At 46.3% G+C, this 15655-nt stretch carries 20 protein-coding genes; 18 read left to right on the top strand and 2 right to left on the bottom strand.

Translation table 11 applies throughout. From position 1 onward, the window contains the following. Nucleotides 1-3: 3 nt before the first annotated feature. From ACT6NU_RS02555 to ACT6NU_RS02510, 10 genes are all read left to right on the top strand, one after another. A complete protein-coding gene (locus ACT6NU_RS02555; protein ID WP_445382896.1) occupies nt 4-168 on the top strand; it encodes a hypothetical protein in 165 nt (54 codons plus the stop codon). A 9-nt stretch (nt 169-177) separates the two neighbouring features. Continuing rightward, nucleotides 178-963 (top strand): agmatinase, encoded by a 786-nt coding sequence (speB, locus tag ACT6NU_RS02550; RefSeq protein ID WP_445382895.1) that lies wholly within the window; start codon nt 178-180, stop codon nt 961-963. Between the two features lie 82 nt (nt 964-1045). Beyond that, nucleotides 1046-1417, top strand: a complete 372-nt coding sequence (locus ACT6NU_RS02545; RefSeq protein WP_445382894.1) for a VOC family protein — start codon at nt 1046-1048, stop codon at nt 1415-1417. A gap of 107 nt (nt 1418-1524) precedes the next feature. Further along, nucleotides 1525-2454 carry a mechanosensitive ion channel family protein gene (locus tag ACT6NU_RS02540; protein WP_445382893.1) on the top strand — a complete coding sequence of 310 codons (930 nt, stop codon included), beginning with the start codon at nt 1525-1527 and terminating at the stop codon, nt 2452-2454. Nucleotides 2455-2615: 161 nt separating this feature from the next. Next, nucleotides 2616-3197, top strand: coding sequence for a DUF1643 domain-containing protein (locus ACT6NU_RS02535; protein WP_445382892.1), 582 nt, complete (start codon nt 2616-2618; stop codon nt 3195-3197). Nucleotides 3198-3242: 45 nt separating this feature from the next. Then, a complete protein-coding gene (locus ACT6NU_RS02530) occupies nt 3243-4082 on the top strand; it encodes a M23 family metallopeptidase (RefSeq protein WP_445382891.1) in 840 nt (279 codons plus the stop codon). A gap of 242 nt (nt 4083-4324) precedes the next feature. Continuing rightward, on the top strand, nt 4325-5026 hold the full coding sequence (locus tag ACT6NU_RS02525) for an SIMPL domain-containing protein (protein ID WP_445382890.1): 702 nt from the start codon (nt 4325-4327) through the stop codon (nt 5024-5026). 43 nt (nt 5027-5069) lie between these two features. Continuing rightward, nucleotides 5070-5444, top strand: a complete 375-nt coding sequence (locus tag ACT6NU_RS02520; protein WP_445382889.1) for a DUF4174 domain-containing protein — start codon at nt 5070-5072, stop codon at nt 5442-5444. A 131-nt stretch (nt 5445-5575) separates the two neighbouring features. Beyond that, nucleotides 5576-6340, top strand: coding sequence for an SOS response-associated peptidase (locus tag ACT6NU_RS02515; RefSeq protein ID WP_445382888.1), 765 nt, complete (start codon nt 5576-5578; stop codon nt 6338-6340). Between the two features lie 99 nt (nt 6341-6439). Beyond that, a complete protein-coding gene (locus ACT6NU_RS02510; RefSeq protein WP_445382887.1) occupies nt 6440-7150 on the top strand; it encodes an SIMPL domain-containing protein in 711 nt (236 codons plus the stop codon). Nucleotides 7151-7166: 16 nt separating this feature from the next. On the opposite strand, the gene gldA is transcribed toward ACT6NU_RS02510, so the two are convergent. After that, nucleotides 7167-8063 (bottom strand): gliding motility-associated ABC transporter ATP-binding subunit GldA, encoded by an 897-nt coding sequence (gene gldA, locus ACT6NU_RS02505; protein WP_445382886.1) that lies wholly within the window; start codon nt 8061-8063, stop codon nt 7167-7169. Between the two features lie 394 nt (nt 8064-8457). Here gldA and ACT6NU_RS02500 point away from each other — a divergent pair, with 394 nt between their 5' ends. The 5 genes from ACT6NU_RS02500 (at nt 8458) to ACT6NU_RS02480 (ending at nt 13188) form a co-directional block, all read left to right on the top strand. Beyond that, complete coding sequence (locus ACT6NU_RS02500) at nt 8458-9288, top strand: prephenate dehydratase (protein ID WP_445382885.1); 831 nt, start codon at nt 8458-8460, stop codon at nt 9286-9288. Further along, nucleotides 9285-10472: a pyridoxal phosphate-dependent aminotransferase gene (locus ACT6NU_RS02495; protein WP_445382884.1), complete on the top strand. Its 1188-nt coding sequence runs from the start codon at nt 9285-9287 to the stop codon at nt 10470-10472. Before ACT6NU_RS02500 ends, ACT6NU_RS02495 begins: the two co-directional genes overlap by 4 nt. After that, nucleotides 10469-11335 carry a prephenate dehydrogenase gene (locus ACT6NU_RS02490; RefSeq protein ID WP_445382883.1) on the top strand — a complete coding sequence of 289 codons (867 nt, stop codon included), beginning with the start codon at nt 10469-10471 and terminating at the stop codon, nt 11333-11335. The genes ACT6NU_RS02495 and ACT6NU_RS02490 overlap by 4 nt, the downstream gene beginning before the upstream one ends. A 3-nt stretch (nt 11336-11338) precedes the next feature. Then, nucleotides 11339-12421: a chorismate mutase gene (locus tag ACT6NU_RS02485; RefSeq protein ID WP_445382882.1), complete on the top strand. Its 1083-nt coding sequence runs from the start codon at nt 11339-11341 to the stop codon at nt 12419-12421. 92 nt (nt 12422-12513) lie between these two features. Then, on the top strand, nt 12514-13188 hold the full coding sequence (locus tag ACT6NU_RS02480) for a head GIN domain-containing protein (protein WP_445382881.1): 675 nt from the start codon (nt 12514-12516) through the stop codon (nt 13186-13188). Between the two features lie 70 nt (nt 13189-13258). Here ACT6NU_RS02480 and ACT6NU_RS02475 read toward each other — a convergent pair whose 3' ends face one another. Beyond that, nucleotides 13259-13699 carry a hypothetical protein gene (locus tag ACT6NU_RS02475; protein WP_445382880.1) on the bottom strand — a complete coding sequence of 147 codons (441 nt, stop codon included), beginning with the start codon at nt 13697-13699 and terminating at the stop codon, nt 13259-13261. Nucleotides 13700-13797: 98 nt separating this feature from the next. Here ACT6NU_RS02475 and rsgA point away from each other — a divergent pair, with 98 nt between their 5' ends. From rsgA to ACT6NU_RS02460, 3 genes are all read left to right on the top strand, one after another. Continuing rightward, nucleotides 13798-14748 carry a ribosome small subunit-dependent GTPase A gene (rsgA, locus tag ACT6NU_RS02470; RefSeq protein WP_445382879.1) on the top strand — a complete coding sequence of 317 codons (951 nt, stop codon included), beginning with the start codon at nt 13798-13800 and terminating at the stop codon, nt 14746-14748. Further along, nucleotides 14745-15197, top strand: a complete 453-nt coding sequence (gene dtd, locus ACT6NU_RS02465; RefSeq protein WP_445382878.1) for a D-aminoacyl-tRNA deacylase — start codon at nt 14745-14747, stop codon at nt 15195-15197. Before rsgA ends, dtd begins: the two co-directional genes overlap by 4 nt. Before the next feature lie 106 nt (nt 15198-15303). Continuing rightward, nucleotides 15304-15630, top strand: coding sequence for a nucleotide pyrophosphohydrolase (locus tag ACT6NU_RS02460; protein ID WP_445382877.1), 327 nt, complete (start codon nt 15304-15306; stop codon nt 15628-15630). Nucleotides 15631-15655 lie beyond the last annotated feature (25 nt).

The following is a 15655-nucleotide window of genomic DNA, read 5'->3' as shown; positions in this document are numbered from 1 at the left end:
TAAATGAGGCCGCTCAAAAATGTATTTTTGCTTCCCGGGCAACGGTTTAATATCCTGATTTTGAATATCGACAATTGTTACGGGAGTTTAACGTATATGGCAGATGGGGTAGAACTAATCAACGAAATCAACGGTATTATTGACCAGAAAACAGGACAAGAAAAATAGCTTTAGCGTATGGATAAAATTGGAATACAGGGAGTTTGTTATGATGAAGGTTCTTCCTTTAAGCAAGGGCCTGCCAAAGCACCGCCGCTGATCAGGGAAGCCCTGCAATCTGGTGCAATGAACCATTACTCAGAAAAAGGATTTGAGTTTGGTTCAAACAGCATAGAGGAACTCGGAGATCTGCACCCAAAAAACTACATGGATATTTACATACGAACGGCGGAACACCTCAAAAAGATGAAGAGGCTGATCACTCTGGGAGGAGACCATTCCATAACTTATCCCATCATTAAGGCTTACGCAGAAAAATATCCTAAACTGGCCATTTTGCAAATAGATGCGCACCCGGACCTCTATGAGGATTACGAGGGAGACCCGCATTCCCATGCCTGCCCTTTTGCCCGGATAATGGAAAATAAACTCTGTGCCCGTCTGGTGCAGGTAGGCCTGCGCTGTTTTAACCCGCATCAATGGAATCAGGCAGTAAAATACGGTACAGAAGTCATAGAGATGAAAGACTGGATGCAGGGAAAATTAGGCCCTTTTAATTACCCGCTCTATATTTCCCTGGATCTGGATGCCCTGGACCCGGCCTATGCCCCCGGGGTTTCCCACCAGGAGCCCGGCGGATTCTCCTCACGACAGCTTATTAATCTGATTCAGGGCCTGGATGCCGAAGTAGTGGGAGCCGATATTGTGGAATACAATCCGGACCGGGACAACGGAATGCAAACAGCTTATGTAGCCGTTAAGCTACTCAAGGAACTGGCCTGGAAAATTCACAGGGGGTATTGAGTCTCGGGTATTGGTTGCGATAAGAACGTCCATAAGTTGTAAGAATTACCTACATTTAATAGGAATCGTAAATTAAATCAAAATGAAACTGGGAGCATTTTCAATCAGCCTGGCGGTAAAGGACCTGCAGGCCTCAAAAGCCTTTTATGAACAACTGGGTTTTTCCGTATTTGCGGGGCAGGCAGCACACCATTACCTGATCATGAAGAACGGACAGACGCTAATAGGCTTGTTTGAGGGCATGTTTGAGCAAAATATCCTGACCTTTAACCCTGGCTGGGACCAGGATGCGTCCCCCTTAAAACAATTTGAGGATGTTAGGGAAATTCACGGGCATCTTCAAAAGGCCCGTATCCCTACCCAACAGGAAAAACTGGAAAACCCACAAGGCCCGGGTAGTTTTGCAATCCAGGACCCCGATGGCAATACAATTCTCATAGACCAGCATGTTTGAGGACAGGCTTTTATGCGGCCGCCTCCCAACTAACATTAATCAGTTTTTCTAAGTCGGGGATTGACTAATTTAGAGAGTTGCTAAACACGCAGAGCAACCCCTTCATAATGGAAAACCTGGAGTACCTCTCTCAATGGATGGAAGCGCATCCTACAGCTGCAGCCCTGATCAAGTACCTTTTTTGGGCTGTTGTAGTACTCGGTATAATCCAGTATTTACGGAGGTTACTCAGGAAAAATATAACCGATTCCAATGTCCGCTATAAATCCCAGAAGGGTGTTGAGGTTTTCGGGTACCTCTTGCTCCTGATTCTGACAGTATCCTATTTTACGGGAAATATTAAGGATGTTGCCCTGGCGATAGGGCTTTTTACAGCTGGCATTACTATCACCCTGCAGGAATTGATCCTGAGTATTGCCGGATCGGTTTACATCTTCCTGGTAAAGGTATACCAGCCGGGAGACCGGATTGAGATAAACAAGATAAAGGGAGATGTGATTGATATCGACAGCATTTACACTACCATGATGGAAATTGGGGAGTGGGTAAGCAGTGACAATTACAGTGGGAGGATTGTTAAACTCAGCAACGCCTTTGTTTTCCGTGGCCCTGTTTACAACTATTCCCGGGATTTTCCCTTTATCTGGGACGAATTCAACTTGCCCATCCGATACGGTTCGGACCGGGAACTGGCCAAAGAACTGATCCTCAAAATAGCTTCAGAGGAATTGTCTTCATATGTACATCAGTCAGAAGAACAATGGAAAGCGGTGGTTGGACGCTATTATATTGAAGATGCACAAGTGGCCCCCAGCCTGGCCATAACCCTTACGGATAACTGGATTCAGTTTAACCTTCGTTATATTGTGGATTATAAAAAGCGCCGTATTACCAAACACCGCCTGAATGAGTTGATCGCAAAAGCCATTGAACAGACCGGCGGCAAAGTGGTCCTTGCTTCGGCTACCTTTGAAATTGTTCGCGTTCCGGTACTGCAGCTGGACTCTGAAGAGGACAATAAAAAGGGGATCAATTAGCTTTCTATACCACAATAGGTTTCTCACGATAGAACAAAAAAATACTTATAATCAGATAATCAAGCGTTTAAATTAAGGGATTGTGCTTCCTAATACCTGGAGCATGCATAGGCCATTTTTATAAGAAGTGGTATATTAAAAGGGCTAAAACCCAAGGCTGCATGCCCTATACCTATCCTGATTTTGTGACTCGCATCCAAATTGATGAGGTGCCCAATAAACGCCTTGCACTGCAAATTGGATTAAAGGGAACGGGAAAGAAAAAGCTCCTGGTGATACAGAAAAACCCCAGCAGGGCCAACAGCCATATTTCTGACCATACCGTTAACCGCGTCCTTAATTATTGCAATCGAAACAGAGACTTATACCCACAGCTCAAGGAGGTTGGAAATTTGGAATTCCTGAACCTGATCCCTTACTATCTCACTGATTCCAGGAAATTGCGCAAGCTGCCTTTTAAAATTGTGGATGAAGAAAACTTGAAAAGGGTGGAACTTGCCATAAAGACCTCCGATTATGGTATTCTGGCCTGGGGAAATCCTCCACTCGGCCTCAGACAGGACTACGAGCTGTTAAAACAAAAAGTATTTGCCTATCTGCATCATTACCTGTTGCATACCTACTATGTGGGATCCCTCTCTGCCTCGGGAAATCCCAAACACGGTCAGATTTGGGGCTATTCAGACCCGCTACTGCCTTTTGATTTAGGCGCCTCTCTGAGCTTAGAAAAGAATATTTTATAATTGCATAGATCTTAATAGATTTAGTTCTTACTAAGTTATATCCATATGTTAACAAGAGCTGCCTGTATCCTGATCGCTGGTATCCTTTTGACTGGGCTTTCCTGTTCTCCCTTACCAAGTGAACGATATTACCAATTTAAAATGGGCTTTGATTATGAAGTTCAAGGAGATACCCTGAATGTTAATATTTCGAATCCATTGAAGGCCCCCATTACTTTTAGGATTATTCCCAAAGATTCACTGCTGGCCCTGCAGCCGGGGGCACTGGAACCCATGCGTTTGGAAGCAGAGAAAGATACCTTGTTGCAGTATGCTGGTTTTACCGGTAAAAAGAAACCAGAAATTGGACTAAACCTCCAAATGGGAGATCCTGGCAGGCCTTATAAAGTTGATTCCCTGGTATTTCCATTCCCTGTGGATAAAACCTACAGGGTGATGCAGGGGTACAATGGCAGATTTTCGCATAATTCCGATTATTCCAGATATGCCCTCGATTTTCAGATGGCTGAAGGCGATACCGTTTGTGCGGCGGCCGATGGCTTTGTTGTTGGGGTGATTTCCGGATATAAAAACGGAGGTGATGACCGAAAATGGCGGGACTATGCCAATTTTATAACTCTTTACCATCCGAAGGGGAATTATTTTACCCAATACGTGCACCTCTTTCACGAGGGAAGTTTTGTGAAGGTAGGAGACAAGGTAACCGCTGGCACACCCATAGGGCTTTCAGGTGCTACTGGTTTTGTTTCCGGGGCACATTTGCATTTCAATGTACTTGCGGCGGGCGCCGATAATCTCCAATCCAGCAAAGCGGTATTTAAAGGCGGGATCGGGGGGGATTCCCTGAAAAAGGGTAGCATTATACGAAAACATATGCTGCACTAGCGCAGCACCCTTTCTCATAACTATCCAAAGGGGTTTTATAAAGATAATATCTTACCGAAAAGTAGGGAGTCCTGTTATTCGGTAAAGACCTGTAGCTTAAAGGAACTCAATTAATTTCCCCCAGTCTTTTAGGGTTCTTACTCACCCGGACTAAACCTTCCCTCATTTGCAGAATAAATAGCCTAACAGCCTTTTTATCATCCGTTTATTTCTTGTTAGCTTTGTTTAAAAAATAACGGTAAATGAAACGATTCATAATAGTATTTGCGCTGCTTTTGGTAGGTAACCAAATCCTTGCCCAGCAGAAGAATTTCCTGGACCAGCCCTATCTGGAAACATCGGCCCGAAAAGACAGCCTGGTCACCCCGGACCGCCTCTATTTTTCCATCCTCCTTCAGGAAAGCGATACCAAGGGACGGGTCAGCCTGGAAGAACTGGAACAAAAAATGGCACAACGCTTAACGACTATTGGTATTGATTTGCAAAAACAACTGGAGGTGGCAGATCTCTCCAGTGATTTCAGGAAGTATTTTTTGCGCAAGCAGGACATACTAAAGGAAAAGGCCTTTCAGTTGGTAGTCTATACGGCCGCCCAGGCAGGGCAGGCCTTATACGAGCTGGAGCAAATCGGGATATCGAACGTGAATTTATTCAAGACAGAATATTCCAAAATGGAAGAACTGAAGCTCAGCCTGAAGGCCTTGGCGGTCAGCCGGGCTCGTCAGCAGGCGGTTGTGATGACAACTGCCCTGGGTCAAACCCTGGGAAAGGCTATTTATATTTCAGACAATGAGCCCATGGTTTATGGTAATATGCAGAGGGATCTGCAGGAAGTAGTCATGACGGGAATGGCCAGTACCAAAGACGCCTACACGCCTATCACTTCGGAGTTCAAGAAGATCCGGGTGGAGGCTAGTGTGCAGGTGAAATTCAGCCTCGAATAAACGGAAGCAAATGCATAAGGTGATATTAATCTGGTTGTGTCTGATGTCAATGAAAGCAATGGCCCAGGATTTGGATCGCCACCGCTGGAAGGAACGGCTGCTTATCCTGTACAGCCCGGGTCCAGAGGATAAGAGCTACCTGCAGCAATTGGAGGTAGTCCGAAAGGCAGCGAAAGGACTTGCAGAGCGAAAGGTAGTGGTATATTCCTTGTTGCCCGATTGTTATGTAAAAGGTATGCAGTCAAACAAAAAACAGGATGGGCCCTCCCGACCAATAACTTCCTTCGCCATTGAACTGCTCGGACTGGAAGGAGGCCGGAAACTGTATTCTGAAAAAATAGTCACCGCACAGGAGTTATTTGCCCTTATAGATAGTATGCCGATGCGCAGGAGGGAAATGGAAAAAGGACATAAGTAACAGGTAGCTGTTATAGCTGGTTTATACGCCTGGTGAATTAAACTGCTTGCTTTTTACAGGGAGCGTTTGTAATTTGTTTGACGGGGAAAAGATGGGGGTATTTCCCCTAAAAATGTGCTTAAGATCAAAATATGTGCTACGACATCAAAGCCAGCCTGGAAACCCAGTTAAAGAGGGCGCTTCGGCGGGGTGATGCTGAGGCTGCAGAACAGATTGAACAGCAATTGATTCCCTTTACGGACCTGCCCTTACATCATGCATCCGGCTTCAGCCACCCCAGGCTGCTGATCTATCCGGACTTTGATCCGGATTTCCCAATGGTGGCTACCTGGGGTCTGGTACCACATTGGGTAAAAGACCAGAAGCAGCAGCGGAAATTATGGAACCAGACCCTTAACGCCCGGGGGGAGACTATCTTTGAGAAACCTTCTTTCAGGCGGGCTGCGCGCTCCAATCGCTGCCTTCTATATATTGATGGTTTCTACGAGCACCACCATCATAAAGGCAAGACCTATCCTTACTTTATCTATAGAAAAGACCGTAAGCCTATAGCCCTGGCCTGTTTGTATAGTGAATGGAGGGATCCCGAGTCCGGGCAGTCCCTTACCACTTTTTCTATTGTGACCACTGAAGGCAACCCCATGATGGCTGAAATTCACAATAACCCGAAACTAAAGGGGCCGAGAATGCCACTGATCCTTCCCGAGGCCCTGGAAGATAAATGGCTTCGGCCCATTGAGGATGAACTGGATCAGCAGCAATTGCAGGAGCTGATACACGCTTTTCCGGAAGACTTGCTTCAGGCCCATACCGTTTCCAGACTCAGGGGAAAGGAATATAGCGGGAACCATCCCGGAATCAGTGAAGAGGTGGTTTACCCAGAGCTGGCCTCTTAAATAAAATATAAATGATCAAAACAGCCCATCTGCAGCCCGCTTCTTAACCGTAAATAGTATACCCCGTGTTGAGAGAAGTTTACACATAAACAATAGGATATGAAAAACAATAATTTACTCCCTTTTTTAATAATCGCATTTGCCCTTGCCCTTGCCGGTTATTTTATTGGTAATACCTATTTGAAGGGAAGGAGTTTTGATCGGTTTGTAAGTGTAAAGGGCTTGTCTGAGCGGGAAGTACCTGCAGACCTGGCTGTATGGCCTATCAACATTATGCTGACCGGGAATGACCTGGCAGAACTACAGCGTAAAATTGCAGATCAGAACCAGGAGGTTTATAATTTTTTTACAGCACAGGGCTTTGAAGCGGCAGAGATTACCCAGGGTACTGTTAATATTAGCGATGCGAGGGCAAATATTTACAACAGCAACGCCCAATATGCGGCATTCCGTTATGTGGCTAAATCTGAATTTACTGTTAGGACCTCGGATATACCCAAACTGCAAAGAGCTTTAGGAGCTTCTCTGGAATTACTTTCCAAAGGGATTTTGCTGGGTTCAAAAAATGAGTGGCAACCTGTAGAATACATCTTCACCGGATTGAACGAAATCAAACCGGAGATGGTAGAGGAGGCCACCCGAAATGCCAGGGAAGTAGCAGAAAAATTCGCCAGGGACTCAGAAGCCCGCGTGGGTGCTATCAGGACCGCCCGTCAGGGGCTGTTTTCCGTTGCGGACCGGGATGCAAATACGCCGCAAATTAAACGGGTTCGCGTAGTATCTACCCTTGAATTTCAATTGCTGGAATAGGAAGGTAGTGTGCAGCTCAGGGAGCGGTTAACTCTGTGAAGAGGCTCTCCAGGTTTTTGGTTTTCCGACTCAGTTGCAGCGTTTTCAATTGATTGTCGTGAGCGAAGTCAAAAACGGCTGGCCGCATGTCTTTGGAGGTGCTAAATTGCAGTTCATAGACAAAGCCTCCTGTGTTGCGAACAGTTTCCAGGTTGGGCAGCCTCTGCAGCAGAACTTCTTCCACACGGTAATCGAATTCCACCTCAATGATCTGAACATCGTCCTTTCTCAGGCGTTCGAGGGAAGTATCAGCTACCAGTTTCCCTTTGTTGATAATCAGGACCCGGTCGCATACAGCCTCTACTTCCTTCATGATATGGGTAGATAAGAGGATGGTCTTTTCTTCCCCTATCTGCCTTATCAGCCTTCTTATTTCCATCAGCTGATTGGGATCCAGCCCCGTGGTAGGCTCATCGAGGATCAATACGGGCGGATCGTGGATAAGGGCGGCTGCCAGGCCCACCCGTTGTCTGTACCCTTTTGAGAGTTGCCCTATCTTTTTACCTGACTCGGGTCCCAGGCCAGTCTGTTCTATAACCACATCCATCCTTTCTTTTGGCATTCCGTATACAGATGTACAAAAGGAGAGGTACTCCTTAACATAAAGTTCTAAATAAAGCGGATTGTGTTCCGGCAGGTAACCCAGGCTGCGTTGTACCCGGGAAGCTTGCTGAACCACATCAAAGCCATTTACCGCTGCAGAGCCCGAATCTGCCCTGTAATAGGTAGTCAGGATTTTCATAAGGGTGGATTTCCCAGCCCCATTCGGCCCTAAAAACCCGACAATTTCCCCTTTCTTGATAGTGAAGCTAACAGCATCAAGTGCCTTTTGACTGCCAAATGTTTTTGTGATATCCTGAACCAGAATGGACATACTACAGGTTTTTGCGTAAAAATACACAAAGCCGGGAGATTTGCTGCAGACAATATAGCAGCTGATAAAAGAAGCCGGTTGGTATAAACTGTAGTGTATTCGCAAAAAAAAATAATAATTCGTATCGATCTTACAGCAACTCCGGCGAATTGTTGGATAAAACAAAAAAATATACTGATTTTTAAGGCATTCAAAAATGAATGGCTACATTAGCCGATATATTTGAAATTATGCAGACTTATTTCTGGAATGGTTTTTATTTCTACTTCTTTTTTAAAAGGGGTAAGGGACCATTTTAGGCATACGTCAATGTACAAAACAGGTCCCGTTCTAAACGGGACTTTTTTTTTAACCAGTGTTTATCCTGGTCTTAACTCCGGGATATCAGTTGTATATGAAAGCATTAAAAATAGCTATTCAGGGAATTAAAGGAAGCAACCACCATGCCGTGGCCCGGGAATATTTCGGGGAGGGGATTGATATGATCGAATGTATGTCCTTTCATGGCCTCGTAGACCGGCTAACCGAGGGAGTAGCAGATAAGGGTGTAATGGCTATAGAAAATTCCATAGCCGGTTCTATTATTCCGAATTATGCCCTGGTTTGTGAAAGCGGCCTGCATATAATCGGGGAACATTATCTGAATATACACCATCATTTAATGGCATTGCCCGGGCAGCAAATAGCCGAAATAACGGAAGTCCACAGTCATCCAATGGCGCTTTTACAATGCAGGGAATACCTTAAGACCCAACCCCATATCAAAATGGTGGAGGATGTAGATACAGCTGAAACCGCGAGGAGGATACAGAATGGGAAAATAAAAGGGCTTGCAGCCATTGCCCCGGCTATGGCTGCCGAACTATACGGCCTGGATATCCTGGCAAGCGAAATACAAACTATAAAAAATAACGCCACCCGTTTTATCATTGTAAAAACCAAAAACAAAGCAATTCCCAGGGAAGCAATTAACAAGGCCTCCATTCGGTTTTTGACAGACCATAAAAGGGGCAGTCTTGCCACAGTACTCAACGTTATGAGCGATTGCAATTTAAACCTTACAAAGATTCAGTCGCTACCTGTTATTGAGACCCCCTGGAAGTATTCTTTTTTTGTAGACGTTACCTTTGAACAGTACGGGCATTTTGAAAAGGCCAAGGCCTTACTGGAGATAATGACCGAAGATTTCAGGGTGTTGGGGGAATATAAAAACGCAAGATTATGATACCGGAAGCAGATCGGTTAGGGCAAGTACAGGAATATTATTTTTCCAGGAAACTGAGGGAAGTTCGGGGCCTGGTGGCACAGGGCCATCCGGTAATCAATCTGGGGATTGGCAGTCCGGATCTCGCTCCTTCTGAGGCGGTATTGGAAATGCTTACCGAGGCCGTTCGGGATTCAGGTGCGCACCAGTACCAAAGTTACCAGGGCTTGCCCGAACTTCGCGCAACAATTGCAGACTTTTATCTGAAGAAATTCGGAGTGGAGCTGAAACCGGAATCTGAAGTGCTGCCCCTGATGGGTTCAAAGGAGGGCATTATGCACATCAGCATGGCTTTTCTAAATGAGGGCGATGAGGTATTGATTCCCAATCCGGGCTATCCTACCTATGCCTCAGTGACCCGCCTTGTGGGGGCCATCCCCAGGTTTTATGAGCTTGAAGGCAAAGCAAACTGGTTCCCTGACCTGGAAGCGCTTGCCAATTCTGATCTGAGCCGCGTTAAGCTGATGTGGGTGAGCTATCCGCATATGCCAACCGGCGCCATGGCCTCTCTTGAGCAGTTCGAGGAACTACTGGCATTCGCCAGTGACCACCAAATTCTGGTGGTAAATGATAATCCCTATAGTTTTGTGCTCAGTAAGGAGCCCCTCAGCATCCTCAGTGCCCCGAGTGCGGCAGGAAATGCCCTGGAATTGAATTCCCTGAGCAAAACTTTTAATATGGCAGGATGGCGCGTAGGGATGTTATTGGGAGCTGCCCCTTTGCTGAATGCAGTACTAAAAGTCAAAAGCAATATGGATTCCGGAATGTTCTATGGTATTCAAAAGGGTGCAATTGCCGCCCTTAAAAGCGGACAGCAGTGGTTTGATACCCTGGATGCCACGTATCGTAAAAGGCGGCAGGCGGTGTTTGAACTGGCCGGGCTGCTGGGCTGTTCTTTCGACCGGGAGGCCGTGGGAATGTTCGTCTGGGCCAAATTACCGGAAGGGAGTGTGGATTCAGAAACCTTTATTGACGAACTGTTGTATAAAAAACACCTTTTTGTGGCCCCGGGAACCATTTTTGGCTCCCAGGGGGCGGGCTACATCCGCTTTTCGCTATGCGTTCCCGAAGAGAAGATACGGGAAGCCATTGAACGCGTTGGGGAATATGTGCCCGGCGGGAACCAAATAACCAGATCAGAATGAGAGTAATTGTAGTGGGAATAGGCCTGATCGGAGGATCTTTTGCAAGGGATATTAAGGCACACTATCCCGAAGCGGAAGTGCTGGGGATGGACAAAAATCCGGATCATATTAAACAAGCCCTGGAACTGGGGCTGATCTCGGCTCAGGCGGGTGATTCCGACCTGAAAAAGGCCGATATAATTATGGTAAGCATCCCGGTTAATGCACTGATCACTGAGCTCCCTGCCATCCTGGACCAGGTGGCCGATGAGGCCCTGGTGCTGGATGCAGGATCCACTAAATCCCTGATCTGCAAAAGCGTTGAAACCCATCCGAAGCGTCGGAATTTCCTGGCCTGTCATCCTATTGCCGGGACCGAGTTCACAGGGCCTGCGGCAGCTGTAAGCGGGCTGTATCAGGGTAAGACCAATATCATATGCGAAGTAGAACAAACGGCTTTTAAAATTCAGGAGCGCGCTTTGGAGGTGTTCCGGACCCTGGGGATGCGTATTCGCTATATGAACCCTGTAGCCCACGATAAACACATCGCCTATGTATCCCATTTGTCGCATATCAGTTCCTTTATGCTGGGTAAAACCGTAATTGAAAAGGAAAAAAATGAACGGGATATTTTTGACATGGCCGGCAGTGGTTTTGAAAGTACGGTACGTCTCGCCAAAAGCTCTCCGGATATGTGGACACCCATTTTCGAACAGAATAAAGAGAATGTGCTGGAAACCCTGGATGAATATATCAATAACCTGAAGGACTTCAGGGATAAGTTACAGAATGATGCCTATTCGGAACTATATGCCGAGATGGATCATACCAATAGAATAAAAGAAATCTTAAAAGGAATACAACCCAATAAAATCTCAGAATAGACTATGGAAAATTCAAGACAGATGCGTAAATGGCTGGATGATATGGCACTGCCACACCCGCTGGTAATTGCCGGCCCGTGTAGCGCCGAAACAGAGCAGCAGGTATTGAAAATAGCACATGAGCTGAAAGATACGGATGTAAATTATTACCGGGCGGGCATCTGGAAACCCAGGACACGACCCGGAAATTTTGAGGGAGTAGGAGCCATCGGGCTGAAGTGGTTGCAAAAAGTAAAATCTGAGACCGGGTTGAAAACCGCAACCGAGGTGGCAAACCGAGCCCACGTAGATCTGGCCCTGGAGCACGATATAGATTTACTCTGGATCGGAGCCCGCTCCACGGTAAGTCCCTTTATTGTTCAGGAAATTGCAGATGCCCTGGAAGGAACGGATAAGATCGTACTGGTTAAAAACCCTGTCAATCCGGACTTATCCTTATGGCTGGGGGCTGTAGAGCGCTTGTACTCTGCCAATATTGAAAAACTTGGCGTAATCCACCGCGGGTTTTCCACCTATGAAAAGACGAAATACCGTAACATTCCGGAGTGGCAGTTAGCTATCGAATTACAAACCCGTTTTCCGGACCTTCCACTTATCAATGACCCTTCCCATATCAGTGGTCGCAGGGATTTGATTTTCGATGTATCCCAAACCGCCCTGGATTTGAATTTTGACGGATTGATGATCGAAACCCACTGGGATCCGGACAATGCCTGGTCTGACGCCGCGCAGCAGGTTACCCCTGCGCGCCTGATAAAAATCATGGAAGACCTGAAGATTCGGAAAGAGACAGACGAGGAGGCCGAATACACCTCTAAATTGAATAATCTGAGGGCACAGATCGATATTATTGATAACCAATTGATCGATACCCTCGGCAAACGGATGAAGGTTGCAGATTCGATCGGAACTCTGAAAAAACAAAAGAACGTAGCCGTATTGCAGACCAATCGCTGGAACGCCATCCTCGGCAAAATGATTCTGGAAGGGGAAGCCCATGGTTTGAGCGAGGAATTTGTGCTGAAAATGTTCAAGGCTATCCACCAGGAATCCATCAACCATCAGGAAAAAATCATCAATGCCTGATTTGATATTGCGATTTCTTTAAAAACATAGGGGTTTACTGTAACAATTCCGTCCGGGTCTTGTCTTTTAGTTATTCAATTAAACAAGACACTATGAGAACATTTTTGATTGCTATCCTGGCAATTTGCTCTGCCCAGGCCTGGGCGCAGCGTATGGTAGACCGGGAAGTAGGTGAATTTCACGAGTTAAAAGTATTTGACCTGATTGAGGTAAACCTGATTAAATCCGACCAGAATCGGATCCTTATAAAGGGGGATCATGTAGATGATATCCTCTTTGTAAACCGGGATGGGGTTTTGAAACTTCGTATTGCCCTTGAGAAAAAATTTCAGGGCGAAGACACATTTATAGAAGTATATTATACCGATATCCACACCATAGATGCCAATGAAGGCGCCAGGATCGTGGGTAATGAATTAATTTCCCAGGACCGTATTGTACTCAAGGCCCAGGAAGGGGCCCATATAGAGGTGGGCCTGCAGGTAACCGATGCGGATATACGGGCGGTGACCGGGGGTATAGTCAGGGCTTCCGGCCTGGCCAGTAACCAGGTAGTTGTATTGAATACCGGTGGTATTTTCGAAGGGAGAGACTTGAAAACAGGGTACAGCAGTGTAAAGATTTCGGCCGGGGGAGAAGCTGAGTTATTTGCATCAGACGAAGTGGATATACAGATCCGCGCCGGGGGGGATGTATATGTTTACGGCAATCCGCAGCGGGTCAACAGAAAGAAAATGATGGGGGGACGCATTTATATTCAGGATTAACCCCAAATAATTCTACAATAAAAAAACCCCTGAAACTTCAGGGGTTTTCTGTATCCGTTAAGGAATCGTACTATTTTTTGAAAATATAGCGGGTGATGAAAATCCCCTGTCCGTCTCCTTTTCCGCCTTCGCTTTCAACAGCACTGCTCACAAATGTCAGTTCCCAGCCATTTGCGGTCATGTCATTGATCATAGAGGTAATCAGGGCATCGTTTGCAGCGATATTCTGAAAACGAATTCCTCCGATGTTGTAGAAGTTCAGCAGTTTGGTTTCTTCGAAATTCTTTACGCGGATCTCGCCTCGGTCAGACTTATTGCGTGTGTTGTCGTCTTCGCTCTGTACACTGGTGAATTCCTTGTAGTCTTTTTCTTCCAAAGCGTTGATGATTCTGGACCTTCCCAGTCCGTTGGGCACGATGGATTCAACGCTGGTTACAACCCGATACTGCTGGGCACTGAGTTCTAGCTGGAAAACCAGCAGGCAAAAGGCGATCAATAAAATGTTTTTCATAAGATACTGTTATAAGGTTATTTGCATGTGAAAGTAATCATTTGCTTACAATACAACGTTGCACTTTAATTGTTATTTTGCAGCGCATAGATGTTTAAATGAAAGGAACGGTTTACAAATCCACAGGAAGCTGGTATACGGTAAAGGATGAGGCAGGGCATTTTCACGAATGCCGTATCAAAGGCAAATTCCGAATACAGGGTATCAAAAGCACCAATCCCATTGCGGTGGGGGACCAGGTGCTTTTTGATCTGGAAACCCTTGGGGACGAAACGGTGGGTTCGATACATGAAATCCTGGAACGCAGGAATTATGTGGTTCGCAAATCGGTAAACCTCTCCAAGCAGACCCATATAATCGCGGCAAACATCGATTTGGTTTTTCTGATGATCACCATGGAGAACCCCAAGACCTACACCACTTTTATAGACCGGTTCCTGGCCACTACCGAGGCCTATGAAGTACCCTGTGTGTTACTCTTCAATAAAACAGACCTTTACGGTCCTGATATGCTGGATGAAACCAAATACCTGGCGGCCCTTTACCGGGAAATCGGGTATACCTGCCTGGGCATTTCAGCGAAAAAAGGGAAAAACGTGGAAAAAGTAAGGGATTTAATGAAGGGTAAAACCTGTATGTTTGCTGGCCATTCCGGGGTTGGCAAGTCTACCCTTATCAACCGTATCGCCCCGGAACTGGATTTAAAAACAGCTGAAATTTCCGAGCAGCACGGGCAGGGCCAGCATACTACTACTTTCGCACAGATGTATGACCTGTCCTTTGGCGCCAGTATCATCGATACTCCGGGGATTAAGGGATTTGGCCTGGTGGATATGGAAAAAGAAGAGATCGGAGATTATTTCCCGGAATTTTTCGCCCTGAAATCAGGATGTAAATTCAACAACTGCCTGCACCTGGATGAGCCTAACTGTGCTATTAAAGGGGCTTTGGAAGAAGACCGTATTTCCTGGAGCCGATATCGTTCTTATCTGCAGATGGTCACCGGGGAAGAAGACACGTATCGCATGGACCCATATCAGGAATCATGAGGGCACTCGTTCAAAGGGTTTCGGAGTCTTCCGTCACGGTGGAAGGAGAAGTTGTGGCCCATATCGGGGCCGGGCTGCTGGTGTTTTTAGGGGTGGAAACGGAAGATTCCCCTTCCGATGTAGCCTGGCTAGCCCCGAAGATTGCCAACCTGAGGATATTCAATGACGACAAGGGCGTAATGAACCGCTCCCTGCAGGATGTTCAGGGCGGCCTTATTGTAGTGAGCCAGTTTACGCTGCATGCACAAACCAGAAAAGGCAATCGCCCGTCCTATATTCGCGCAGCCAGGCCCGAGCAGGCTATTCCCCTGTATGAAGACTTTGTAAAGCAGATGGAAACCCTCTTGGGAAAGGAAGTGGGGAAGGGTATTTTTGGGGCAGATATGAAGGTGTCCCTGCTCAATGATGGCCCGGTTACCATCTGGATAGATACAAAAAGGAAAGAGTAGGAATCAGATAATTAGCAGGCAGCAATACAGAGCCCTTAATTAGAATTGTTTAAAAATATTATGCAAAAAGGATCGGAACAAGTAGTTTTGGCAAAAACGACTTCGGATGGATCTGCACAACGCCCAGGAGGAGGTAGATAAATGGATTAAAGCCCACGGGGTCCGTTACTTCAACGAGCTGACCAATATGGCACAGCTAACGGAAGAAGTGGGGGAGGTAGCCCGGATTATTGCCAGGCGGTACGGGGAACAAAGCGAAAAGGAATCGGACCGGGAAAAAGATCTCGGGGAAGAATTGGCCGATGTCGTATTTGTGGTATTGTGCCTGGCCAATCAGACGGGGATAGACCTGGAGGAGGCTTTTCGAAAAAAACTGGATTTAAAGGCCCGGCGCGACCACAGCCGGCACCAGAATAATCAAAAACTAAAATAATTGCCCCCGGGCTTTTATTTGTAAT

It is taken from the genome of Robiginitalea rubriflava (genome assembly GCF_052540725.1).
Note: the sequence above shows the minus strand (reverse complement) of the source record. Positions and strands in the feature narration are given on the sequence as shown.